The organism is Bacillus sp. ok061 (assembly GCF_900108285.1).
Taxonomy (GTDB): domain Bacteria; phylum Bacillota; class Bacilli; order Bacillales; family Bacillaceae_G; genus Bacillus_A; species Bacillus_A thuringiensis_S.
Map to the genome: position 1 here is coordinate 18551 of NZ_FNUW01000040.1, position 24354 is coordinate 42904.

Genomic DNA, 24354 nt, shown 5'->3' on the forward strand with positions numbered 1-24354 from the left:
AAACTGGCTATTTAAAAGTGATGAAAAAAGTTCAAATGTAGCGATAAAAGTTTCGATAAGTCTACAAAATGTAGTGGTAAAACGAAGGAAAAACCATAAAAAATAGGCGTATCAAGTAAAGTGTTGATACGTCTTAAAACTATATTTAAAAAAAACATGTGTCGTCGTGTAGTAATAATGATATCTATTTAATTATCTTAACTTTAGTATTACAAATACTTGCTATCTTCTTTTATAAAAAATACATAATTTATTCAATTATTTTTTCGATAACAGGCATAACAGCGATTGGTGGAATAGAGTGAGTCCATCCTACGGAAAATATATTTAGTTTTTCACCTACGCTGTAGTTATCTTTACTAGTAATAGGGACACGTAAAATTTTATTCTGAGAGGCTAATTCCCACCAATTATTTTGATAAGAGAGTGCCTCCTCTTTTGTGTTAGTGTTATCTACAACTAAATAATTATCATCTGCTGAAATAACATATCCAGTGAAAGGTATCTGTATCCATACTTGTTCTTCCTTAATAGGAGTAGGGTTACTTAAAGAATCTGCCGAAGTAGGAGTTAACCCAAAAGCTAATCCACATCCTAGTGTCAGAGTGGTTACCACTGTTACTAATTTTTGTTTTTTTGAAAACATAATATAAATCCCCCTTATATTTTATCCTCACACTATCACCTTTCTATTTTTATATATAGAAAGTCTTTCTTTATCCCTAAATTTAACAATTATGTAACGGTTAATCCATTGTTTTTTCAATTGAGTATTATTTAAAGATAATATATGTTATAATTCACCAAATTAACTATTAATTGTACCTTTATCTTTTAGTGAATATCTATTTTTGAAAAGAATGATAGCATTATTTTTTGTGAAATTCTCCTATTTGCATGATTACCTAATTTTTATGTACAATAAAGGAAAGAGAGTTTCTTAGACAGGAAGAGGAAAGTCATGACCAAGTCATTAGTAAATTTACGAATTGATTTTGCTTTTAAGCAATTATTTGGGACAAGTGGTAGTGAGGATATTCTTATCACATTTTTAAATGCCATGCTAAAGGATTCATTAGAATCACCTATTATGTCACTACAATTAGAGGATCCACATTTACATCGAGAACACGAGGATGATAAATTATCAATTTTAGATGTCTCAGCCACATTAGACACAGGTACTAAAGTAAACGTAGAAATTCAGCTAAATAATAATCACGACATGATTAAACGAAGTTTGTATTACTGGGGTAAATTATATACTTCACAGTTACAAAAAGGGATGCCTTACAGCTCTCTTAGTAAAACAATTACTATTAATTTGTTAAACTTCGTACTTTTTCCCGAATATGAGGAATTTCATACAACGGGAAAGCTATGGAATGTACAAAAGCAAAAGCAGTTTAGTGATGATATAGAGATTCATGTTATAGAGCTTCCTAAATTAATGGAACAATGGCGGGAAGAGAAAGTTAATCCGTGGGAAGATTCATTTGTTCGTTGGCTGTTATTACTTCCGGCAAATGAAGATGAACACTTAACTCAAACATTGGAGGACATTGCGATGAATCAAGATCCGATTTTACAAAAAGCAATGAATAAGTGGGAGCGAATGAGTCAAGATTCGACATTCCGACAAGCCTATGAAGCGAGGGAAAAAACCCTAATGGATGAAGCTGCAAAGTTTGCTCATGCAGAGGAGCAAGGAATTAAAAAAGGTATTGAAAAGGGTATTGAAGAAGGAAAAAAGGCCGAACGTATACAATTGGTATGTGGTATGTATAAAAATGGAATGTCTGTAGAGGATATTGCGAAATTTACGAAGTTACCTATAGAAGAAATAAGAGAAATTATCCGATTATAAATAAAAAAGAACACCTACAGTATGAACTGTATCCTATAAAATGAACAGTTTAATAAAAAAGCCCTGAAAAATCAAGTACTTAAAAGATGGTTCCGATATTCAATCGGAGCCATCTTTTTTAATGTCCACTGATAACGATTATAATTATACTCCTCCATGTAATCCTTTATGTTGAGCTCAAGAGATTCAAAGGTTTAACAATCTTTGTAATCTAATTCATCTTTCATATGACCAAAAAGGATTCCATTGGTGCATTGTCTAAACAATTGCCTCTACGGGACATAGATTGTCTGATCCCCATTTCTCTTACACGTTTTTGGAATTCAGGTTGTGTATAATGAATGCCTTGGTCTGAATGTAGAAGCGCTTCAGGATGGATGACTTCTCCTAATCTCTCTTTCAAGTTATCTAAAGGTGAAAATTTCGGTATGGGGGTATCTCAAAAGCTTAGGTTGATGGCAATGGGGTAGCACCACATCGCTATCAAGCTAAAGATTTATTGCAACCCCCAGAACGAAATTTTTAGACTGTCTTGTAATAAAAAAAGTTGGCTGTCTGTGTGTAACTTCTCAATGATTTATAAAACCCTCCTACGAAACTGCCTCCTATTGTAGAATTTTCCTGTATATTGGAAAATTAAATTTGGAATGTACCTAATTTAACCATTTAGTATATAATAGTATCTAGAAAATAAAGGAAAATCAAAAAGTTTGTTTTTAATTATAGCCCTGGATATTTCTCAGTGTGTATTAGTATATTGAGTTTATAAAGGACTAATTAAATTGTAGATAGGGAGAAGATTAAATTGAAAGTGTTTAATAAACAAGTGCTTCGTTTTATTTTAGTGGGATGCACAAATACCCTGAATTATTACATATTCTATCTTTTATTAAGCCAATTAATAGGGTTAAATTATTTATCAGCACATATTATTGCTACTGTAATAGGCATAATAGGTTCTTTTTTTCTGAATACGTACTTTACTTACAAAACAAAACCGACTTTAAAGAAATTTTTACAATTCCCATTAACATATGCTGTTAATATTGCAGTTACAACTATCGGCATTTATATTTTAGTTGACTTAGTAGGTTTAAATGAAATAATTTCACCTTTCCTAGCATCACTGACTGCGATACCTTTTACATATTTATTATCGAAAAAAATATTAGTTACGAAAATCGAAAGAATAGTATAGGGAGAAATTTGCATAGGAAGCAACATTTTTATACCTAATGAAACTTGTAATGGATGAAATGGCTGCAGAATTGGAGTGAAATAATAGTGAAGACTGGTCTCTTAGAAACCAGCTTTTAAAATACTAACTAACAATGTGTTCTTAAGGGTCAATCAAAATAAACAATACAAATACCCTCTAAAATGAAAAAATGCGCTATTCTTTCTGTAGAATCATAGGAAAGGATGGCGTTTTTGTATGTCTATTTCTGTATCTGATGAACTACAACTATTTGCTCAAGAGATTCAAAGCTTTTTATCTCCAAATATCTTACGAGATCTTGCTAGAGATGTTGGTTTTGTACAACGAACCAGTAAGTATCAAGCCAAGGATTTAGTCGCTTTATGTGTATGGGTGAGCCAAAATGTCGCTACGACTTCTTTAACTCAGTTATCTAGCTGTTTGGAAGCATCAACGGAAGTGCTCATCAGTCCTGAGGGACTGAATCAACGATTTAATAAAGCGGCCGTCCAATTTTTACAACACATATTAGCTGAACTACTAAACCAAAAATTGGTCTCGTCTATGCCGATTTCTTCTCCATATACTTCTGTTTTCAAGCGTATTCGTATTTTAGACTCAACTGCATTTCAACTTCCAGATCCCTTTGCATTCATTTATCCGGGTGCAGGAGGATGCAGCCATACGGCGGGGATAAAGATCCAACTTGAGTATGATCTATTAAGTGGACAGTTCCTACATATTCATACAGGTCCAGGTAAACAACATGATCGAACCTACGGTTCTCTGTGTGCCCCAACTGTAACAGCGAATGATTTATGTATCCGAGATTTAGGTTATTTTCATTTGAAAGATCTTCAACATATACAAGATAAAAAGGCTTACTATATCTCTCGTATCAAGTCGAATACACGTATTTATCAAAAAAATCCCAATCCCGATTATTTTCAAGATGGAAGAATCAAGAAAGGTACAGAGTATATACAGATAGATATGGAGATCTTAATGAACTCTCTTCAACCAGGACAAACATGTGAAATATCCAACGCTTATGTAGGAATGACTGATAAAGTACCAACTCGTGTGATTGTTCATCGACTTACAGAAGAACAACAAAAAAAACGTCTACAAGATCAAGCTGTTCGAGAGAAAAAGAAAGGAATGAAGTATTCTTCTCGTAGTAAACGACTCAGTGGTATCAATGTATATATGACAAACACCCCTACAGATATTGTCCCGATGGGACAAGTACATGATTGGTATTCTTTACGTTGGCAAATCGAGATTTTATTTAAAACATGGAAATCTTTCTTTCATATTCATCATTGTAAAAAGATAAAACGAGAACGATTGGAATGCCATTTGTATGGACAACTGATTGCCATTCTACTCTGTTCTTCTACCATGTTTCAAATGCGGCAATTACTTCTTATGAAGAAGAAACGAGAACTGAGTGAATATAAGGCCATATATATGATTAAAGATTATTTTCTTCTTCTTTTCCAAGCTATACAGAAAGACACCCAAGAGCTATCAAAGATTTTAATTCGCCTGTTCAACCTCTTACAGCAAAACGGGAGAAAATCTCATCGATATGAGAAGAAAACAGTCTTTGATATATTAGGTGTCGTTTACAATTGTACCATGTCTGATAATCAAGCCGCTTAATTCAAAAAAGTGAAACCCGTTAGGGTTTATTTCGTATGCAAATCTTTCAATCACCTACACTTGCCCTTTAGAAAAAAGAAACAATCTCACCTAAAATTGACTTTGCATAAGCTTAGCTTGATAGTGATGGGTTAGCACCACATGCCCATCAAGCTAAGATTTTGAGACACCCCCATAATGAGAAATGTAAAGTGATAATAAAGTTATTTAAGTGTTAGTGTATAATCACTTCCAATGGAAAAAATTCTAAAATTTAATACGAGGTTAACCTTAAATAGTAACCATCAGGGTCTATAATACGGAAATCCTTCATTCCCCAAGATTGAGTTTTAAGATTAGATTCCACTGGATAATCTTTTTCTAATACATGTTGGTATAATTGTTCGATATTATCAAAAACTATGATAACCTCAACACCTTTACCTTTTGGATTAAGACCTCCTTTTTTTAAATAATGATTCTTATCAAGAATATGATCAGGAGTTAATAATAAAGTAAAATCCTCTAGTTTAACCATCGCACTAGTCTCATTCTTTTTTGAGAATGCAAAACCGAGGATTTCTTCATAAAACCTAATAGATTTTTGTAAATCTTCAACAAATAATTCCAGACGAAAGTGCATACTCATTCTCCTTCTCACTTATGATGATAATTCTTTATTCCCAGAATACCTTTCCCATTCACTCAAATACATTCTTTTTATAATCTTATGTGGATTTTTAAGCTTACTTTCATTTGAAAGATCTTCAACATATACAAGATAAAAAGGCTTACTATATCTCTCATATCAAGTCGAAAACAAATAAATTTACATATCGGAATAAAAGAAGGAATTGTAGATATTTATGCTTAAATCTTAGCACTATACTTGATAAACACTGAAGGATTTATGGTAGTTATCTCGGTATACTCGTCCTCAAATATGTATACTTTTTTATCTTCACAATTAATAAAAGCTACAATATCTTTCTCATTACATGCTTCAAAATAAGTGCCATCTACTGTTATTTTTTCAAAAGAAGAAAATGGAGAACTTGCTACTCGATATTCAAACTGCTTTATCAGTCGTTTTTCTTCCGATACATGAATGATTTTCGGATCATCATCGGGTAAATACTCTAATCCGATTTTGTTCGGCGTAACGAGAATTAATAGGTGTAATGGTTCAATTTCATTATTTATGTATCCATGTATATGATTCTTCCATCCAAATACAATTTCTCCTTTAGATGCGCGTATTGTTTTCTTATTTGAAACGTAATAGTCTAAATGACCTGACAATACAACGGCACAGTCTTCTCCAAACGGATGACTATGAGGTGGTATACCTTCTTTTGATTGAAAAATAACTTCATACACCCAATACTTTTCATCTTCTGTTTTATAAATAAGATCATTCTTTGATTGATTAATAACTGTTTTAGATAAATCGAAGACTTTCATATTAATCCTCCCAATCTCTTCATTAATTTTATGACTTTCTCTCTATTGGGTGATAAATAGACAGATTTCTTGAACCCATTTTATGGTTTCATATGGCGAAATCGATTAGTGTAATCATTGTAATACACCTTTAAGTTCAATATATCTAATTACTATTTTATCAAAAGAAACAACAAGATGAATTAATCAGAAAGATGAGTTTCAAATAAAAAACCTACTACTTTTGTAGTAGAAGTCTCACGTAATCACGATCAAACTAAAAAATTTGTATCTATAGAATTAAAAAATGCTATTCTTTTTGTAGAAATATACAGAAAGGATGGCGTTTTGATATGGAATTATCGATTTTTGATGAACTAGAATTGTTTTCTAAAGAGTTACAACGATATATGTCAACTGATGCCTTAGAGCAGTTAGCTAAAAATGTAGGATTTGTTAAACGAAAAAGTAAATACCGCGCACAAGATTTAGTGGCTCTATGTATTTGGCTAAGTCAAAGCTTATACTTCATTGACACAATTATGTAGTCGATTAGAAGCTAACACAGGCATTTCTATGAGTCCAGAAGGACTCAATCAATGTTTTAATTCTCAGGCTGTTCAGTTTTTACAACAACTCTTAGCATATTTACTTCACCAACAATTTTGTTCCTCTAGTAAGATTCCACATGCCCATCAACTTAATAAAAAGAAATGCCCCCAAAACGAAAAAATGAGCGGCTTCTCAGAATAATTATCTGTAGAGAAAGAAAATTTTAATTTAGGGGGATATGAAAATATTAGCTTGATAGCGATGTGGTGCTAACCCATATAGAATATAAATAAGTTAAACAAAAAGCCTAGTAAAAACTAAGCTTTTTGTTTAAAAAAATACCTTTTTTCACCTTAATACACTTTTAATTTCATACTATTTTATACAACAAATAATAAAAAGTTCCAATGTAAACTAATAAATATTAGTTTATAGTTTCTTGCTTCAACAAATACGTCAAAGTGAAAGTTTAGACTTTCTTGTCTAAATAGTTTAGAGATTCTTGTCCTTGTACAAAAAGGGGAAGAGGTTAACTCCCATCCATTGAAGAGTTCGTTAAATTCCTATTTAACGAACTCTTGGATACTGAAATTCTATTCCTATTATAGTGGTAGCTTATTTGATTTTTAGGTTTATAATTCATAGCTAGTTTAAGTTAAGTGACTATTTTGAGTGATCTATAAAGAATTAATCGTTTTTATATAATTATATAAAAATAAATTATACATTTTTGGGTATGGATCCCTTTAATTTACAAAAACAGGAAATATACATTTTAATTTTATTATATTTTCCCTCCGTTGCATTCATTGCAAGTGACAAATATTTTAAAAGCGTAGAAAGATCTTATTTCTACGCTTCTTTTAATAAGTAGTAGATTTAGTGTTTTTTAAAATTTGTTATATAAGATTTTACAGCTTGCAATAAGAATTCTTCCTGTTTCATACCAGCTTCCGCTGCCATTTGAACTACTTTTTGCTTAAATTCATGATCTGCATGAAAAGTTAATGGCTCTACATTACTTTTAAAGTAAATACCTTCTACATGTGGAAGAATCGTGCCAGATTTCATATGAGAATGTAAGTACTTAATCTCTTCTTGAAACTGCAATGGATCTACTTGTAATACGAAAGGTTTAATTTCTAATCTGATAGTATCTGCTGAAATACTCAATCTCATATTTGTGATACCTAGCTCCTTATAAAATAAGTTTATTAGTTTATAAGTAATGGAATTAAATAATTGAGGTTTTTTAAAGGAAAAAGTTAAATATCCTCGTTTTGTAATTACCGCTTTTTTAATGAAAGGTTCAAAGGTGTAATCATGTTGTTTATAAGTGGATAGAGGGAAAATGTCTTCGTCCTCTGTAAGAATCTTGCCGTCTGCTCCATTGATCTCTATTACCCTAGCTGTTTTTCCGTTATGTTGATGTGTTAATAATTGATATAAGTATATATCTTCATTTTGAATTTTCGTAATGAATGTTTTTCGCTCTTTTGTTTTGGTTTTTTCATAATCAAGCATAAAAATCTCTAGTTCTTCCTCATCGATAATATATACTTGTTTTCCTCTTTTTTCTACCATTGTGGCGGGTAATTTTCCAGATTTGATGTATGTAAAGATAGTAGATGGTGCAACATTAAGAATTTCAGCTACTTCTTTCGTGCTAAGGCCTTTAACCTTATTTTGATTTTGTAAACGTTCAATATCCTCTAAATAGAAAATCTTACTACCGAATTGCTTCCAGTTATCTTTATATACACATTCTATTAATCCATCTTTTTCTTTTTTTAAAATTGTTTGTACCGTTACTCCTAATAAGTCGGCTGCCTCTTTGGTCGTTACAGTAGGTTTTGTAATGAACAATAAATCTTGTGTCATGAAAGGACACCTCCATAACTATCGTTTGTTAATATTTTAGGTATGTATATATCATATCAGAATCTGATTTATATTTAAAATAAGAAATAGATTTTATTAAATATAGTATTCATTGTTATGGTTTGGAAATATTTTTCGTTCAATTTATATGTTAATGAATTATTATAGTTGTTTTTATTATAAAATCACTATGAATTTTAAGTATTTAACTGTTAAAAGATATCTATTTAATAATAAATTATTAAAAAATATAATTATAAGTAAATAGAGAAGAATGTAGCGTTCTTACAGAAAGAAAATGAATTATCATTTGTATAATTAATAGAAGTAAAATAAAATAATAATTATAGGTAATAAAGAGAATTATTTTTATAATCTTCAATAGGAAAGGTAAATTTGAAATATGGATAATAAAAGTGAAAAAGAAAATTTAACTATTATAAATAAACAAAATGAATATATAGATACATATGTAGAGAACTTAAGAGATGTCGTTCCATTTTTGCATAACGATGGTTATGTAGATAAATTGGAAGAGATGATGGAGGTTGCAGAAAAAGAGGGAAAGAGTAAATATACGTATTTAAGTGACCTGGAAGTTATTTATCATTTCGTACATTTACAAAAAGATATGGATGAGAAGAAGAATAGAAAAGAAGGTACGAAAAAGAGTTATGTGTCTGAAATCTTGTCATTTTGTCAGTGCATGGTGCAGCATGCAGAAGAATTTGAGTTGAACGGGGAAGAGGTACAGAAAAAGGATTCTTTATTGAAAATATTGCAACCTTGGCATATTCGCAAATACAATTCTTGGCTGAAACAGGTAGAGAACGGTAGGAATGGTGATACATATGCAGTCGCAACACTTGCAAAGAAAACAGTGCTCATTCGTTCTTTTCTAAAACATCTTCATGTATTTTCTTATATTGAAAAGCCTCTTTATGAAGAACTGCAGCGTGCAAATGTAAACGAGCAGGATCGGCCAAATCGGGACCTATCCTATGATGAGGTTATGAAAATTTTAGGGTTTTATAAAGAAAGAGGACATTTAGTAAACTATACAATTTTACTTGCCCTGGCAAGTACTGGTGCAAGAATTCAAGAGTTGTGCACCGCGAGAGTGAATGATTTACATTATGATGGAAAGTACTGGTTAAAGGTCACTGGAAAAGGGGATAAAGTGCGTGAACTTTTCATTTCGGAACACTTATATCAGTGTATTTGTGAAATGAGGCGGAGAAGAGGATGCCAAACGGTATTGGAAAAAAGGGATGAGAGTCCGTTATTTATAAATCAAAGAGGAAATGCTTATAATTCTAAAACACTATCGAATCAAGTAACAGATATGATAAAAAAGACAAATTTAGAATTTCTACTGTATCGTGAAAATCCAGTAACGGCGCATACATTCCGTCATGCTTTTGCAATTATGGCAGTAGAACAAGGTAATGCAGATTTATATCATTTAATGCAAACACTTGGTCATGAAAATATTCAAACGACTAAAATATATTTAGAAAAGCATATGAAGCGTAAAAATAATGTTGGATCTACTTTCGCAGATATGTTGGTTTGAATTATATATAGTTTATAAGGGTATTTAATTATATGTTTTTTACATAATTAAATATTATATATGTTCGTTTATTCGTTGTGAAGATATACAATTGGAAATCTTTACTTGCCAATGCAGATGTGTTAAAACCTAAGTTTTCGCAAATCAGAAGATGGATATTAGAAGACACAAGGGATAAATAGCAACGTTACTATTACGAAAAGGATTTTTTAAGGATTGAGCAAGTTTATTCCTATGTACATTATCATATTGAATCGAAATGGCATACAGCAAGGCGTAAAATGAAGCCACAAAAAACTATAAAAAACGTAATCCAGAACAAGCAAAATATCTCAATTATAAAACTATGGCTAGAAGTTTCATCAAGAATTTAGCCACACAAGAAGATTTAAATATGCTAAAAGAATTAATTACAGAAAAAGAGGGAAATGATTGTGTTAGAAAATAAATTAGGTATCAAAAATCAGTTGGAATTGAATCAAGTGGAAGAACGGCTTTCAAAAATGAAAATCAAAGATTTATATGATTCAGGAGAGATAAACTGCATAGAAGTTGGTACATTCAAGGGTCTTTCTGACATCACAAATACCTATATGAGGATATTTATTTCTTTGCTGGAAAGGTTCGAAAGGTTAACATAGCGAAGGGGAATTTTCGATTTGCTCCTGTTATGTATCTAAGCCATTCACTAGAACATATAAACACTATGCCACAAACAACCTTTGATGAAATCGTTGAAAAGTATGTTGAAATGAATATTGCCCACCCTTTTAGAGAAGGAAACGGTAGAGCGACTAGAATATGGTTAGATTTAATCTTTAAGAATGAAATTCAACAGGTGGTTGACTGGAATGGGATTGATAAAGAAGATTAATTACTGACAATGGAACGCAGCCCGATTAAAGATATTGAAATTAAGCATTTACTCCAAAATGCACTTGTGGATAAAATAAATAGCCGTGAAGTATTCATGAAAGGAATTGATATTAGTTACTATTATGAGGGATATACTGAATATGATATAGAGGATTTATAAATAAAAAAGGGCTAAAATAGCCCTTTTTTATTTGCGTCTTGAAGAGGATATTTCATATGAAATCGACATAAAAAGGATTCTACTAGGAATCCCCATTGTTATTTGGAACGTATCCTTTATGTTAAGATTTGTAAAAGAAGTTCATTGTTTCTGATAATTAATATTAATACGTTTTGTGTAATTAATATACGTAAATGTTTTTATATTTCATTAATGTATTCCTTTTCATCTGCATGAATTATTTATTGCAACAGGTTTCCCGTCTCAAATAAGATGTTCTAACAAAGGACAATATAAGTATCTTTATAATGATTTTTCAATATAATCAATGTGTTTATAAAAGGAACTCTGTGTTATTTTTGCTTTTTTACTAACTAATACAGCTTCAAACAAAGGACACAATTGCTACATACTAAGTGTAATTTATTACCCATTCAAAATTCTGTCTATTCAATCTTTCTAAAAATAAAAAAAGATTAAACTTATAAATATACAAGTTATAATGAGGGCGTCGAGACATAATTTATTACCTCTAGAGAAAATATCAAACCTCGTTTTAGTTTAAAAATTCTAAAGACCTTGCCAGTGATTTTCTAAAATTGGACATACTGATCTGATTACTATACGGAGGGTAGTGGATCAGAAGGGAAGTTTATTCAACTTAATAAAGAAAGCGCTATCAAATAAATTTTATTTTGAATTGGTCATTCCAATAACTTAGATTCAACTGCAATTAAAAATAATAAATTATGGGGGCGTTTATATGAACATGAATGTAGCTTCTATTAAAGAAAAAAAGATTGTTAAATACAAAAGTTGTTTTGATGTGATTGGGCCCATAATGATAGGCCCTTCAAGTTCACATACTGCAGGTGCTTTGGCTATTGGAACAGTTGCTAATAGATTATTTCAAGGTCTTCCAAAAAAAGTTGTGGTAAAGTATTATGAATCATTTGCTGAAACCCATAAAGGTCACGGAACTGATTTTGCAATTATTGCTGGTATATTAGGCTTTGCTGCCGATGACAGCAAAGTGCCAGATGCTATTAAAATAGCAGAGTCTAAAGGAATTGACATTACCTTTATTGAAAAATCGGGTAATAGTCCTGCTGGTCATCCAAATACGGCAGATGTATATGTAGAGGATGAAAGTCGAAGCATTAGAACGATGGGTATTTCGGTCGGTGGTGGGTTGATTGAAGTCAAACATGTTGAAATTGATGGATTTAGCTTAGATCTGCAGGGGCCATTGCCAGTTGTTATTGCGATTTCAGAAAGAGCTGACTTTGAATTTGTTTTACGCAGGATCTTTAAACAATATGACGTGGAAATTAACAACTTTCATAGTTTGGAAGATAAAACAAAATATTTATATGCATTCGCTTTGGATTCGCTATTGCCTGGTAATGTTCAGAAGGAATTAGGAAATTTAAGCAATATAGCTAATCTTATTATTCTTTAGTTACATTAAGGAGTGAAAAATATGTATATGGCCATAAAAGAAATTGTGGATGCAGCTAATAAAAGCCAAAAACCAATTTATGAATTAGCAATCGAACAGGAAATCAAACAAACTAAAACTTCTTATGAAGAAGTTTGGAGTAAAATGGAACGAAATTTAGCGACTATGCAACATGCAATAAATAAAAGTATCGAAGGTGACGGTGTATTTTCTCCAACCGGTTTAACCGGAGGGGATGCTGTGAAAATTAAAAACTATCGAGAAAATAGGAAAACTTTTTCTGGAGATTTGATGGTGTTAGGGATTCAAAGTGCTATCGGTGTTAATGAAGTGAATGCTGCATTAGGAGCTATTTGTGCAACTCCAACAGCAGGTGCGAGTGGAACGATTCCGGGAGTCCTATTTAGTATTAAAGATACATTGCAGTTAAGTCATGAAGATATGATTCATTTTCTATTCACTTCAGCGTTATTTGGAACGATAGTCGCAAACAACGTTTGTATTTCAGGAGCGTACGGAGGATGTCAAGCTGAAGTAGGAAGTGCCTCAGCGATGGCGGCGGCAGCTGCGGTAGAAGCTGCCGGAGGAACGCCACAGCAATCCACTGAAGCTTTTTCGACTGCATTACAAAATTTACTCGGTTTAGTTTGTGATCCGGTCGCTGGTTTGGTAGAAATTCCTTGTGTAAAGAGAAACGCCATTGGAGCGACAAATGCTTTAGCAGCAGCAGACATCGCATTAGCCGGCGTAAACAATATCATCAATGCTGACGAAGTTATTGAAGCAATGTATAGGGTTGGAAGACAGATGCCTCGTGAGTTAAGAGAGACAGGTTTGGGCGGGATCGCCGCTACACCTACAGGGATTACCATTAAAAATAAAATCTTTGGGGAGAAACAATTAAATCAATAAACAGCTATCGAGTATATTGTGAAATGTTTAACGATATGTGCTCTATTGTTCGCCTAAGGATGTCTGTATGTTGGGGGATTATCAATAAAATATACTACTATATAATTAAAATATTTTGTAAGTGGTAACAACCCCTTCAGGTTGATGCTTCGCTAATTTTTTGATTTTGATTAATTTAGAAGAGGGATATTCGTTGTGATGCACTATATAAGCAATTCATTTTTCAAGAACGGTCTATATTCCTATACCTTAAATATAGAATTAAGAATAGGACACAAGGAGGAATTATTATATGAATGGGAATACTGCAAAAAACATAGAATTTCAAGCTGATACTACTGCAGTAACAAATGAGAAATATCTAGACCCTAAAAAGTGGCATAAACAGGATACTACCTGGGCATTGAGCCTTTTTGGAACAGCAATTGGAGCAGGGGTACTCTTTTTACCGATTAATGCAGGTTCAGGTGGTTTATTATCATTGCTGTTAATTACCATACTTGCATATCCTGTTATGTATTACTCACATAGGGCGCTTGCTAAAATGATTTACGCTTCGAATTCTGCCGATGAGGGAATTACAGGTACTATAAGAGAGTATTTTGGAAATAAGGCAAGTATCATTTTTAACATTGTATATTTCGTCTCGATTTATACGATCGTGCTGATGTATTCGGTCGCACTTACAAATACCGCCAGTAGTTTTATCGTGCATCAATTGCACATGCCGGAGCCTCCAAGGGCCATTTTATCGCTTATATTAGTACTCTGTCTTATCGCTATACTAAATTTTGGTCAAGATATAACTGTAAAGATTATGAGCGTGCTAGTGTATCCTTTCATAGTTTCTCTACTTTTTATCGCAATATCTTTGATTCCACAGTGGAATACGTCAATGCTTAGTTTTTCAAGTGTTTCTACTGCCTCAACAGGAACAGGATATTTAGGGATAATATGGATGATACTTCCGATTATTGTATTCTCGTTTAATCATTCGCCTATGATTTCGTCATTTGTTATGAAGCAGAGAGCTACGTATGGAATAGAAGCTACTGATGCCAAATGTGCTCAAATACAAAAAGTTTGTTATATCATGACATTTGCTGTTGTTATGTTCTTTGTTTGGAGCAGTACCTTAAGTTTGACTCCAAATGACCTTAAGGTGGCAAAAGAACAGAACTTGTCAATCCTATCATATCTTGCTAATGAGCTTAATTCGCCAGTAATCACTATTGCAGCTCCTATCATTGCGTTTGTGGCTATTACAAAGTCTTTCCTTGGCCATTATATAGGAGCGTATGAGGTAATGCGTGACATGATTATCAAGTCCGGTAAAAAACGTGGGAAAGATATAGGAGAAAAAACAGTTAAGACAATGATTCTTACTTTTGTCGTATTAACATGCTGGTATGTTGCTTATACAAATCCAAGTATTCTTGGAATCATTGATGCCCTTAGCGGTCCGCTAGTTGCTGCTATCTTATGTATATTACCAATGTATGCGATCCATAAAGTACCAGTACTTGCTAAATACAAAGGGAAAGCGAGCAATGTATTTGTCATTATTATAGGTATCCTTACTGTCCTAGCAAGTATTAATTCATTATTCTAATCCACTATTGTTAGTGCTGATGCAAAAGTCGCGGGATATGGAAAAAAGAGGAATTATTATCGGGACTGAATTTTATAGTGTTGAACCAAAGGGGTCACGGTTTTGGACAAACTTTTCATCTTGGAGAGTTTGTCTTTTTTTTGATTATGTGCATAACTTTTTTACTAGCTATATGAAGTTCTTTGATAACTTGATATAGGAGGTGGTGGGGAGAAAATAGATTGGGAAAACCATGCCATTCGGTTCCTGCGTAAAATATCAATCGTACCAAGAGAGCGTCCAAGTGTCGGACATCTAGGGGGGACAGCCCGAAGTTACGCTCAGGTTGTTGAAAGGGCTACCTTTGTCACGGAAATGAGAAGCTTCTACTTTAAGCTTTATTAAGTGTCGAGGAGATCACTTTAAAAGTTGTGCCTTAATAATTAATTTCTCCAAAAGAGCATTCACACTTAAACAATAGTAAATAAAAACTTCATACGAACCACACATTAACTCCACTAATAGCACAAACTAAAGTTGTATAATTCAAGTAATATATTTAACGGTAAACATTCAAACATACTAATATTATGTAATAAGGAAGTTACACTACAATAGAAGAAAACAAATAAGGGAGAGAAGATACTATGACGAGATTTGTAAATCACAACGTAGAGAACACAATTTTAGAAGAGGATGTAGAGCTTTTAAAAGTTATGGCACACCCAATGCGTTTAAAACTGATCAGTGAGCTTTCTAAACATAAAACACTAAATGTAACCCAAATGACCGAAATTTTAAACATTCCACAATCAACAGTATCCCAACATTTATCTAAAATGAGAGGGAAGATTTTAAAGGGAAATCGTCAGGGTTTAGAAATTTACTACAGCATTAAAAATCCAAAAGCTGAAGAAATTATGGGGTTATTAGGCCCAATTCAATAGTTTTTATATTTCTATTCATTACCAATATCACATAATACAAGTAAAATAACCATGAAACAGATATCAAAAAGATAGAAAATGATTATTGTGCTATTTTCTTGTTGTTTAATAAATTGAAGACACCTTAAATTAAGGTGTCTTTTTAATTACACATAAAACGAAGGATTAGATTAGCCAAACGCTATAAAATCTAGGAGAGTATTAATTAAATAATATATAGATATTGAGTCAATAGAATATACTTCTTGAAAAATTCGATATTTATTCTTTTTAAGAATTATACATTTTTTTATATTTTAAAAATTAATATCGTATATTTTAGATTCTTAGTATACAATATATTACCTGAACTATATATAAGAATGGAGAGTTTTAATTGGAATTTTTAGCAAACAGTAAGGTTGGTACAAAACTAAACATATTAATACTTATATCTTGTATCTCCTGCATAGTATTATCCCTAATAGGCGGATGGGGTCTAGAAAGAGGAAAGAGTGCTTCTTCTAATATGTATGAAGATGATTTAAAATCAATCGAGTGGATAGGAACCATAGAATCTAACTTTTACCATGTTAATATGAACTTTATGGAAATAATGCTATCCAAAGATGAGAAAAGAATTAACGATTTAATAAAAGAAATGGATGGGATGCGTAAGGAAAATGATCAGTTATTAAAGCAGTATGAAGCTAAAATTATCTCTAATAAAGAAAAAGAACTATATAACACATTTCATGAAGCATTTAATGAATTAAGAACTCAGATGAAAAAAGCACAAGAATTAGGGAAATCTAATAATGAGGAAGCTTATGCCTATTATCTAAAAGAAATTGAACCTAATATGCAAAAAACAATTCAGTCAATTCGTGAACTAATTATATATAATAGTAATAATGCAGACCAGTTACAAAAAGTTAACAATAGTAGTGCTCAAAATACAATGATAATATTTGTGGTTATTTCAATTTTAGCAATTGTCATAGTTATATTTATTGGATATATTATTAAACTTACTATACGAAAACCACTTATTTTATTACAAAATGATATGGAAAAAGTAGCTGCAGGTGATTTAACAATACGTACTTCTTATAAAGCAAATAATGAGTTAGGAATCATTGTACAGTCTTTTAATAGTATGTTAGATAACCTACAACAATTAATTGCGAATGTTAAGGCGACAACACAAGAGGTGATTTCTTCTACGGAGGGTGTTTTACAAGATACAAAGCGAGCATCTAATATTTCAAATGAGGTTGTTCAGACCATTACTGAAGTAAAAGAAAAAATAGCAGGACAGGTAACTAGTATTCAAGAGAGTTCATCCTCAATGGAAGAAATAACAATTGGTGTGCAAACAGTAGCTGAATCTTCAGCAGTAGTTGCTGAGGTAGCAGTAACAACCACAGAACAAATACATACCGGCAGTGAAGTGATAAAGCACTCTATTCTTCAAATGAATAGTGTCCATGATGTTGTCGAGGAAACATCAAAAGTAATAGATAGACTTGTTACACGTACACAACAGATTGATACAGCTTTGGATGCAATTACTAATATTGCCGAGCAAACTAATCTTCTTGCTCTAAATGCTGCTATTGAAGCGGCACGTGCTGGAGAAAATGGGAAAGGGTTTGCAGTTGTTGCAGCAGAAGTGAGAGATTTAGCTGAAAAGTCTAAAGAGTCCGCGAATGAAATTAACCATTTAATTAAATCTATTCAACAAGATACTCAAGATACAGTTCAAGTCATGCAAAAAGGAGAACAAAAGGCAGCAGAAGGAAAAGAAGCGGCCCACAAAGCGGATCAAACATTCTCATCTATTATGAGAGATATTGATAAAATTACAAGTCAAATTCAAGAAGTCTCTGCAGCAACAGAAGAGATTTCCGCCGGCACAGAAGAAGTAAATGCGTCTCTTTCACTAGTGTCTGATACTGCAACACAAGTAGAAAGAGAAACAATTCAAACAGTACAATCAATTCAATCACAAGCAGTTTCAATCAAAGAAATTTCAATTCAATCCAACAGGATGAAAGAAAAGGTAGAAGCATTAACTGAATTGCTTTCGAGCTTTATTATTACGGAACAAGAAAAAAATTAATAAATGTGGATACAGTAACAATAATATATTCTTATTTTTATCAAAGTGAAAATTTTTGTAGAATAGATGGAATGTAATTAAATGAATAACGAACTAAAGTATAATATTTACGAATTACAACAATTCATTCAAAAAACTTATTCTGATATTAAAACAGCATGTGATATTGCTATTCATCAAGAAAACAATTCTAAATATCTAATTTCATTAGGATTTTTAAATAAATCATATATAACTTATTTAGAAGCTAAAAGATTCTATCGTGAAAATGAAGAACTTGCAAGTGTAGAATTTGATAATTTCTTTGATGTGTATGATAAATTAGAACACGAATTAAAACAAGTTATTTCAAGAGAAGATAAAAATCCTTCATTACTACATAGTAGACTTAGTCAGTTTCAGCAGAAAGTTGAAAATATAAATGACCTAATAAAAGTAATGCAAAATGCTCGTTAATAAATGTTTTTTTCTTTGGTATATAGAAAGTAAACATTAAAAACATTTTAGAAAGAATCTGTTTTGTAAATCCATTTTAAAAACGGTGTGCAAATTGGCTATAAATACATTTACCGATACTTTTTATGAGAGAGCACTTACTGGGAGTGCTCTCTTTTTATCATTTTAGCCAAGAAGACTCCCTAAGGTGCCTTAAATTAGTAAATCGAAGTTTTCATTTAAACCTTTAAATCTTAATATATTAATGATAATATTAAAAATGTTATAATTAGTAAAGATTTCTAATAATTAGATTGAGAGGATACAATAGTATGGGTTATAAGCTTCGTAGAATTATCCAAGTTTCTCCGGGTGTGAAAATTAACTTTACATACACTGATTCGGGAGGAAGAACCGTTCCGCCTGAATCGAGAGTAACAACTTATGTACCTGGCACCGGAATCTCGTATACACCACGAATAGCAGAGTCAAACAACTATTATAAACAACGAGGATTTCAAAGACAAAACGCTTCCTATCCCACTATGAATGAACAAGATTACAATACGATAAAAGCATTTGAGCCGGTAAGAGAAACCAATACTTACCTTGTTACTGCTTTTCGTAAGAAGGATACTCAAGTAAACTCCGTGGGTAGAAAACTAATGAAACCACTTTCCATAATTGCAGGCGTTTTTGCAGGCCTATTCTTACTTATGATGCTTGTTATACCTGCTCTATTCCTGGCAGTCATGTCTTTCCTATGCTATAAAAATATAAAAACACCATTTGCAGTTGTATGCCCAGAATGTGATGCTGAGAATCTATTCATTTTTGAAGAAGAGAAAATTGCTTGTCGTAAATGTGAGAGCACTCTTATTATACAAAAATAAAAGACGTTCATTTGAGCGTCTTTTATTTTTGTTTGGACTTTTATTTTCAAAATCATAAAATTGGATTCATTTACAAATAGATTAGAGCTCCGCTTCTTGTAGAAGGGTCTTACTTATTAGTTTTTCAAGTAATAATCACTTTAATCCAATGTTATCAATTTCTAAAATATGTTACGATTTGAACTGGGAGGGAAATATATGAAAATGATACAGGAAGATATGTATAAAGAACTAATAGATAAGAAAAGAACGGTTACTATATTTTTAAAAAGTGGTGTTCTCATACGTGGGAAAATCCTCTCAACAGATAAATTTACTGTCTTTATGATGGTTCAGGGTAAGCAACAACTAGTATTCAAACAAGCACTTTCCACAATTATTAATTAATTTTTTCTTTCAATTTGGTGATATGAGACGAAAATCCCCCTCAAAAAAAGAACAGATGACAGAATACTACTCCAACTCTTAATTAATTATAATTAAGCATCCATAAATATTCAATTCATTCGGGAATTTCTCAATGTTTTTTGTCTTATTTTATATTTTTCTTTTTTGTTGCAGTATTCTTGTTATATGAATGCTGTTTTTTTGTATTAAGAATTTCCAAAATAAAAAAGATAAGATCGGAGAGTAGGATCTTATCTTTTTCACAAGGAGAAAAAAGTTAAAAACTATCTTATTATTTATAATATTATATTTTTTAGGAAATTCCACTTGAAATCTATATTTAGTATCTATTTTTATATTGAGAAATCTTTTTGAAAAGATCTATAAATTATTTGAAAGCAAAATACTAACATAGAAGTTATGAAAAATAAGATTTAGTGTTCTTTAATTTATAAACTTGCACCCCAGTGTAAAGAAGTAAAAAAGGGGAAAACTATTGAATAATTATCGATAATTTAGGGGGGCGCCAAATGAAGCATAATAAAAAAGTAACAATTGGGGATTACGTTGAATTTTTATATCGTAAAAATCCTAATTTGCAATTAATAGGATTTGTAGTGAATGTTTTACAAAATCCAATTGTTGTAGATATCGCGCACAGAATGGATATTGAGGTAGATGATATTAGGCAAGTTGTAAAGCATGGTTATTATAATAAAGTGGTTTATAAGCAAATAAAGAATAGTGTTTCATAAAAAAGTGCTCCTATATAAATTTAGGAGCACTTTTTTATGGAGAGAATCTCCATAAAGAAATTTTTTGTCTGAGGTATACAATTTTTATATGAAAATAAGTTTGAAGATATTTGCTCATTTGTTAATTAATAATTTCTTCAATCTTTATAGCTGCTATGGATATAAAAAATTATTCATGAAAATTTGACATAATTTTATTAAAAAGAAAAATACTAATACTTGTTTTAATACTTTACTTCGAGCATTAAAACAAATTTACTAACTACGAAACAAGGAGGCATCACTGTGGACATTCGTGAAGGATTAATTCCAACAGCTTTAGGTACAGCAGTGACAGCAGCAGGTTATGCTCTTAAACAAACTCGTGGAACTAATAAAATGATTGCAAATACAGTATTTGGTTTTGGTTTAGCTCACGTCGTTTTAGGTGTAATCGATCTTGTTGAACATCGTCGTTAGAACGAAAGGCAAGCATTGATATATGCTTGCCTTTTTGATAGTGCATTTATTATTCATTTTTCAAAGTATGTTTGTATGACGTAATCATTATCAATGAAATTAAATAGTTACACTATAGGGAAATTAGAAAGTAAAACTTTGAGCATTGAATTTTATGAAATGAGATGGTGATGGAATGGAATTTTCTTCTGAAAGTAATACGTATCATGCTGGTGACATAGTCTACATTTTTTACCGAAATCCTCATACTCAAGACGTAGCTAATATACAAGCTGCAGCAGTTGTAAATAATCCTGAAAGACCTAATGAATTAGCACTATTTCTTTACGAAACGTATTATCCATTAACAAATGAGATGGCTATATATGCTACCGAAGATGAGGCAAGCCAAGCGTACACTTACTATTATGGTGATATTTCAGAGGGGATGTTGGAATGAATAAGCCATTTATGCCTAAGCTCGTATATTTTGAACCTAAAGCATTAGATTATCCTTTGGGAAAAGAGCTGTTTGAGAAATTTTCAAAGATGGATGTTGAAATTCGACATACTACTTCCCATAATCAAGTAAGAGATTTGCCAGGCGATAATGATTTTCAAAAGTATCGAGTAGCAAAATCTACGCTTGTTGTTGGTGTTAGAAAAACACTGAAATTTGATACTTCCAAGCCTTCAGCAGAGTATGCAATTCCTTTTGCAACGGGATGTATGGGACATTGTCATTATTGTTATTTACAAACAACGATGGGAAGTAAGCCTTATATACGAACGTATGTAAATGTTGAAGAAATTTTAGATGCTGCTGACAAATACATGAAAGAGCGTGCACCTGAAGTAACAAGATTTGAAGCGTCGTGTACTTCAGATATTGTAGGAATCGACTATTTAACGCACACCCTTAAACGGGCCATTGAGCATTTTGGAGAATCTGAATATGGGAAATTGAGGTTTGTTACGAAATTCCATCATGTAGATCATTTACTTGATGCTAAACATAATAAAAAAACAAGATTTCGCTTTAGTATAAACGCTGATTATGTGATTAAAAACTTTGAACCAGGAACTTCTCCCTTAGCTAAACGAATTGAGGCAGCAGGTAAAGTAGCTAGAGCCGGATACCCTCTTGGTTTCATTGTAGCACCTATTTACCTGCATGAAGGCTGGCAGGAGGGATACTATCATATGTTTGAACGTCTGAATGCTGAATTATCTCTTGATGCACGGGAGGATATTACATTTGAATTTATTCAACATCGTTTTACAAAGCCAGCTAAGAGAGTGATTGAAAAAAACTACCCGATGACAAAATTAGAATTAGATGAAGAGAAAAGAAGATATAAATGGGGGAAATATGGAATCGGAAAATACATTTATCAAAAAGAAGAAGAAGAGGATATAAAAAATCATCTGTATTCCTATATGAAACAGTTCTTTCCTAATGCGAAACTAGAATATTTTACATAAAAGAATAAAATTCATTACATCTTCAATCTAAAAAATTTACTCACTTAAAAAGTGGTATTGGTTAATAACCCATTTGAAAAACTTATATACGAAAGTCTTTTATGTAAAAATATGTTTCATTATGAGCTGAATCCCAACAGTTAAACAGAAAAATATAGCGTTGTATGAATATAAGTCCGGTATTGTACCGGGCTCATTCTTTTTAACGTTGCATCAATTCTTTTGTGAATATAATTATCTCAATTTCGCTTAAAATGTCCATATTCTCAAATTCTTTGAGTTGAAAGTTTTTTAACTATGCACATCTGTAATGTAGTCTTAGAAATTTCAGAAAATCAAATTCATATATACTTTTTGTGCACGCTGACGATGTGCATAATTCCCTAAAATTTGTTATTCTAGTTGCATACCTTATAATTTATATTCTTAATATATTATTATAAGAATATTTTTTGTGAATGGAAGGGGAGATATTATGTTAACTGAGTTACAAAAGAAGTTTTTCTCAAAATTGAGAATTCAACCAAAAGAAAATGTGGAATTTGAAGATTTGCATACAATTCTTTTACAGATGGGGCACTTATTACCGTATGAAAACATAGACGTCATGGAAGGAAACATGCAAGATTTTTCTAGAAATAATATTGAAGCAAAACTGCTTTTAAAGAATCGTGGTGGATTATGCTATGAGATTAATTCTTTATTATATTATTTTTTATGTGATTGTGGATTTAATGTGTATCAAGTAGCTGGAACTCTATATAATCCGAAAACAAGAAAATGGAACCCTGATGATGGCCATGTACTCATCGTTTTACAGCACAACAATGAAAACTATATAATAGATGCTGGTTTTGCATCGTATCTTCCTTTACAACCTGTTCCTTTTCATGGTGACAGTGTAACTTCTGTGACGGGAGAATATCGTGTTCGTAAAAAAAACACAGAGAAAGGGACTCACGTATTTGAAATGAAGAAAGGAAAAAATGGAGAAACTTCTCATTTTCTGGATTCTGATCTTACTGATACCTGGTCTATTGGTTATGCTTTTTATTTAAATGCAATTAATGAAAAAAAAGTGAATGCTATACAAAATATGGTTATAGAGCATCCGGAATCGCCAGTAAATAAGGGGAATATTATTTGTAAATTGATTGATCATGGTCATATTGCACTTACTAAACAAAGTTTTACAGAAACCCAACATGGAAATAAATCAAAAAAAGAAATAACAGAGAAACAATATTATCAAATACTTAAAGATAAATTTAATATTTTTTAGACAAATTTTATTTCTCTCCATCTCTATTTATCATTTTAGCCAAGAAGACTCCTTCCTCAAGGAGCGTGAAGGGTCACAGCCCAGTGAGTAGGTGGGAGATGAATTGGCTTTGGCTTTGAACAAGGAATGGCAGGAAGCCATCCCTTGTTCGACATACAGAAAATGTTACTCCACTACCTATCGAATGTACGTTTGGTGTATAATAGTCATATACCGAAATGGAGGTGAATCAAATAATGATGAATAAAGCCTATAAGTTTCGTATCTATCCAAATCAGGCACAAGCAATTCTAATCAATAAAACGATTGGGTGTTCTCGCTTTGTATTCAATCATCAAGCATACAAAGAGACAGGAAAAGGCTTGACCTATGGTACATGCTCTGCCAAACTACCTGCCATGAAGAAAGAGCTTGTTTGGCTAAAAGAAGTGGATAGTATTGCGATTCAGTCGTCTGTTCGCAA

The 24354-nt window shown here is 31.9% G+C and carries 22 protein-coding genes and 3 pseudogenes; 20 read left to right on the plus strand and 5 right to left on the minus strand.

Features of this window, described 5'->3' with window-relative positions; all coding sequences use genetic code 11:
* Positions 1-250 precede the first annotated feature (250 nt).
* Entirely contained in the window at positions 251-646 is a 396-nt protein-coding gene (locus C4S65_RS30545; protein ID WP_098838768.1) for a DUF3221 domain-containing protein, read from the minus strand.
* Positions 647-961: 315 nt separating this feature from the next.
* Here C4S65_RS30545 and C4S65_RS30550 point away from each other — a divergent pair, with 315 nt between their 5' ends.
* Entirely contained in the window at positions 962-1867 is a 906-nt protein-coding gene (locus C4S65_RS30550; RefSeq protein WP_098838769.1) for an Rpn family recombination-promoting nuclease/putative transposase, read from the plus strand.
* Between the two features lie 71 nt (positions 1868-1938).
* Here the strand turns inward: C4S65_RS30550 and C4S65_RS35485 are convergent.
* Positions 1939-2237 (minus strand): annotated as a pseudogene (locus C4S65_RS35485) (IS3 family transposase); the annotation flags it as partial.
* A 435-nt stretch (positions 2238-2672) separates the two neighbouring features.
* On the opposite strand from C4S65_RS35485, the gene C4S65_RS30565 reads away from it, so the two are divergent.
* Both C4S65_RS30565 and C4S65_RS30570 read left to right on the plus strand, forming a co-directional pair.
* Positions 2673-3065 (plus strand): GtrA family protein, encoded by a 393-nt coding sequence (locus C4S65_RS30565; protein WP_088039022.1) that lies wholly within the window; start codon positions 2673-2675, stop codon positions 3063-3065.
* Positions 3066-3302: 237 nt separating this feature from the next.
* Positions 3303-4733 (plus strand): IS4 family transposase, encoded by a 1431-nt coding sequence (locus C4S65_RS30570; protein WP_098478520.1) that lies wholly within the window; start codon positions 3303-3305, stop codon positions 4731-4733.
* A gap of 253 nt (positions 4734-4986) precedes the next feature.
* On the opposite strand, the gene C4S65_RS30580 is transcribed toward C4S65_RS30570, so the two are convergent.
* The gene (locus C4S65_RS30580) at positions 4987-5355 is read right to left on the minus strand and encodes a VOC family protein (protein ID WP_103945773.1); all 369 of its coding nucleotides are present in this window, start codon (positions 5353-5355) and stop codon (positions 4987-4989) included.
* Positions 5356-5582: 227 nt separating this feature from the next.
* Positions 5583-6176 (minus strand): cupin domain-containing protein, encoded by a 594-nt coding sequence (locus tag C4S65_RS30585; RefSeq protein ID WP_103945774.1) that lies wholly within the window; start codon positions 6174-6176, stop codon positions 5583-5585.
* A gap of 332 nt (positions 6177-6508) precedes the next feature.
* On the opposite strand from C4S65_RS30585, the pseudogene C4S65_RS30590 reads away from it, so the two are divergent.
* A pseudogene (locus tag C4S65_RS30590) lies at positions 6509-6839 on the plus strand (IS4 family transposase); the annotation flags it as partial.
* 747 nt (positions 6840-7586) lie between these two features.
* Here the strand turns inward: C4S65_RS30590 and C4S65_RS30595 are convergent.
* Complete coding sequence (locus tag C4S65_RS30595; protein ID WP_103945775.1) at positions 7587-8588, minus strand: helix-turn-helix domain-containing protein; 1002 nt, start codon at positions 8586-8588, stop codon at positions 7587-7589.
* A gap of 403 nt (positions 8589-8991) precedes the next feature.
* Here C4S65_RS30595 and C4S65_RS30600 point away from each other — a divergent pair, with 403 nt between their 5' ends.
* From C4S65_RS30600 to C4S65_RS30680, 16 genes and pseudogenes are all read left to right on the plus strand, one after another.
* Entirely contained in the window at positions 8992-10164 is a 1173-nt protein-coding gene (locus tag C4S65_RS30600) for a site-specific integrase (protein ID WP_103945776.1), read from the plus strand.
* Between the two features lie 431 nt (positions 10165-10595).
* Positions 10596-11200: pseudogene (locus C4S65_RS30610) on the plus strand (Fic family protein).
* Positions 11201-11963: 763 nt separating this feature from the next.
* Positions 11964-12662: an L-serine ammonia-lyase, iron-sulfur-dependent subunit beta gene (gene sdaAB / locus C4S65_RS30615; protein WP_001057001.1), complete on the plus strand. Its 699-nt coding sequence runs from the start codon at positions 11964-11966 to the stop codon at positions 12660-12662.
* 21 nt (positions 12663-12683) lie between these two features.
* Positions 12684-13574, plus strand: a complete 891-nt coding sequence (sdaAA, locus tag C4S65_RS30620) for an L-serine ammonia-lyase, iron-sulfur-dependent, subunit alpha (protein WP_103945777.1) — start codon at positions 12684-12686, stop codon at positions 13572-13574.
* 292 nt (positions 13575-13866) lie between these two features.
* Positions 13867-15186 carry an aromatic amino acid transport family protein gene (locus tag C4S65_RS30625; RefSeq protein WP_103945778.1) on the plus strand — a complete coding sequence of 440 codons (1320 nt, stop codon included), beginning with the start codon at positions 13867-13869 and terminating at the stop codon, positions 15184-15186.
* Positions 15187-15812: 626 nt separating this feature from the next.
* Positions 15813-16112: a metalloregulator ArsR/SmtB family transcription factor gene (locus C4S65_RS30630; RefSeq protein ID WP_000196663.1), complete on the plus strand. Its 300-nt coding sequence runs from the start codon at positions 15813-15815 to the stop codon at positions 16110-16112.
* Between the two features lie 376 nt (positions 16113-16488).
* Positions 16489-18216, plus strand: a complete 1728-nt coding sequence (locus tag C4S65_RS30635; protein WP_103945779.1) for a methyl-accepting chemotaxis protein — start codon at positions 16489-16491, stop codon at positions 18214-18216.
* An 81-nt stretch (positions 18217-18297) separates the two neighbouring features.
* A complete protein-coding gene (locus C4S65_RS30640) occupies positions 18298-18672 on the plus strand; it encodes a hypothetical protein (protein ID WP_103945780.1) in 375 nt (124 codons plus the stop codon).
* Positions 18673-18983: 311 nt separating this feature from the next.
* Positions 18984-19544 (plus strand): hypothetical protein, encoded by a 561-nt coding sequence (locus tag C4S65_RS30645; RefSeq protein ID WP_103945781.1) that lies wholly within the window; start codon positions 18984-18986, stop codon positions 19542-19544.
* A gap of 198 nt (positions 19545-19742) precedes the next feature.
* Positions 19743-19931 (plus strand): RNA chaperone Hfq, encoded by a 189-nt coding sequence (gene hfq, locus C4S65_RS30650; protein WP_000782146.1) that lies wholly within the window; start codon positions 19743-19745, stop codon positions 19929-19931.
* 530 nt (positions 19932-20461) lie between these two features.
* Complete coding sequence (locus C4S65_RS30655) at positions 20462-20686, plus strand: DUF2187 domain-containing protein (RefSeq protein ID WP_000682220.1); 225 nt, start codon at positions 20462-20464, stop codon at positions 20684-20686.
* A 285-nt stretch (positions 20687-20971) separates the two neighbouring features.
* The gene (locus C4S65_RS30660; protein WP_000354585.1) at positions 20972-21145 is read left to right on the plus strand and encodes a hypothetical protein; all 174 of its coding nucleotides are present in this window, start codon (positions 20972-20974) and stop codon (positions 21143-21145) included.
* 175 nt (positions 21146-21320) lie between these two features.
* A complete protein-coding gene (locus C4S65_RS30665; RefSeq protein WP_016078448.1) occupies positions 21321-21584 on the plus strand; it encodes a transcriptional regulator SplA in 264 nt (87 codons plus the stop codon).
* Positions 21581-22609, plus strand: coding sequence for a spore photoproduct lyase (splB, locus tag C4S65_RS30670; protein WP_001039640.1), 1029 nt, complete (start codon positions 21581-21583; stop codon positions 22607-22609). Before C4S65_RS30665 ends, splB begins: the two co-directional genes overlap by 4 nt.
* Positions 22610-23084: 475 nt before the next feature.
* A complete protein-coding gene (locus C4S65_RS30675) occupies positions 23085-23891 on the plus strand; it encodes an arylamine N-acetyltransferase (protein ID WP_000954711.1) in 807 nt (268 codons plus the stop codon).
* A gap of 236 nt (positions 23892-24127) precedes the next feature.
* Positions 24128-24354: helix-turn-helix domain-containing protein (locus C4S65_RS30680; RefSeq protein WP_181032163.1), on the plus strand; the 227-nt coding region annotated here is incomplete at its 3' end.

Coding starts and splice junctions, on each gene's coding strand:
- C4S65_RS30545 (WP_098838768.1), bottom strand. CDS start 646: ATGTTTTCAAAAAAACAAAAATTAGTAACAGTGGTAACCACTCTGACA.
- C4S65_RS30550 (WP_098838769.1), top strand. CDS start 962: ATGACCAAGTCATTAGTAAATTTACGAATTGATTTTGCTTTTAAGCAA.
- C4S65_RS30570 (WP_098478520.1), top strand. CDS start 3,303: ATGTCTATTTCTGTATCTGATGAACTACAACTATTTGCTCAAGAGATT.
- C4S65_RS30580 (WP_103945773.1), bottom strand. CDS start 5,355: ATGCACTTTCGTCTGGAATTATTTGTTGAAGATTTACAAAAATCTATT.
- C4S65_RS30585 (WP_103945774.1), bottom strand. CDS start 6,176: ATGAAAGTCTTCGATTTATCTAAAACAGTTATTAATCAATCAAAGAAT.
- C4S65_RS30595 (WP_103945775.1), bottom strand. CDS start 8,588: ATGACACAAGATTTATTGTTCATTACAAAACCTACTGTAACGACCAAA.
- C4S65_RS30600 (WP_103945776.1), top strand. CDS start 8,992: ATGGATAATAAAAGTGAAAAAGAAAATTTAACTATTATAAATAAACAA.
- sdaAB (WP_001057001.1), top strand. CDS start 11,964: ATGAACATGAATGTAGCTTCTATTAAAGAAAAAAAGATTGTTAAATAC.
- sdaAA (WP_103945777.1), top strand. CDS start 12,684: ATGTATATGGCCATAAAAGAAATTGTGGATGCAGCTAATAAAAGCCAA.
- C4S65_RS30625 (WP_103945778.1), top strand. CDS start 13,867: ATGAATGGGAATACTGCAAAAAACATAGAATTTCAAGCTGATACTACT.
- C4S65_RS30630 (WP_000196663.1), top strand. CDS start 15,813: ATGACGAGATTTGTAAATCACAACGTAGAGAACACAATTTTAGAAGAG.
- C4S65_RS30640 (WP_103945780.1), top strand. CDS start 18,298: ATGAATAACGAACTAAAGTATAATATTTACGAATTACAACAATTCATT.
- C4S65_RS30645 (WP_103945781.1), top strand. CDS start 18,984: ATGGGTTATAAGCTTCGTAGAATTATCCAAGTTTCTCCGGGTGTGAAA.
- hfq (WP_000782146.1), top strand. CDS start 19,743: ATGAAAATGATACAGGAAGATATGTATAAAGAACTAATAGATAAGAAA.
- C4S65_RS30655 (WP_000682220.1), top strand. CDS start 20,462: ATGAAGCATAATAAAAAAGTAACAATTGGGGATTACGTTGAATTTTTA.
- C4S65_RS30665 (WP_016078448.1), top strand. CDS start 21,321: ATGGAATTTTCTTCTGAAAGTAATACGTATCATGCTGGTGACATAGTC.
- splB (WP_001039640.1), top strand. CDS start 21,581: ATGAATAAGCCATTTATGCCTAAGCTCGTATATTTTGAACCTAAAGCA.
- C4S65_RS30675 (WP_000954711.1), top strand. CDS start 23,085: ATGTTAACTGAGTTACAAAAGAAGTTTTTCTCAAAATTGAGAATTCAA.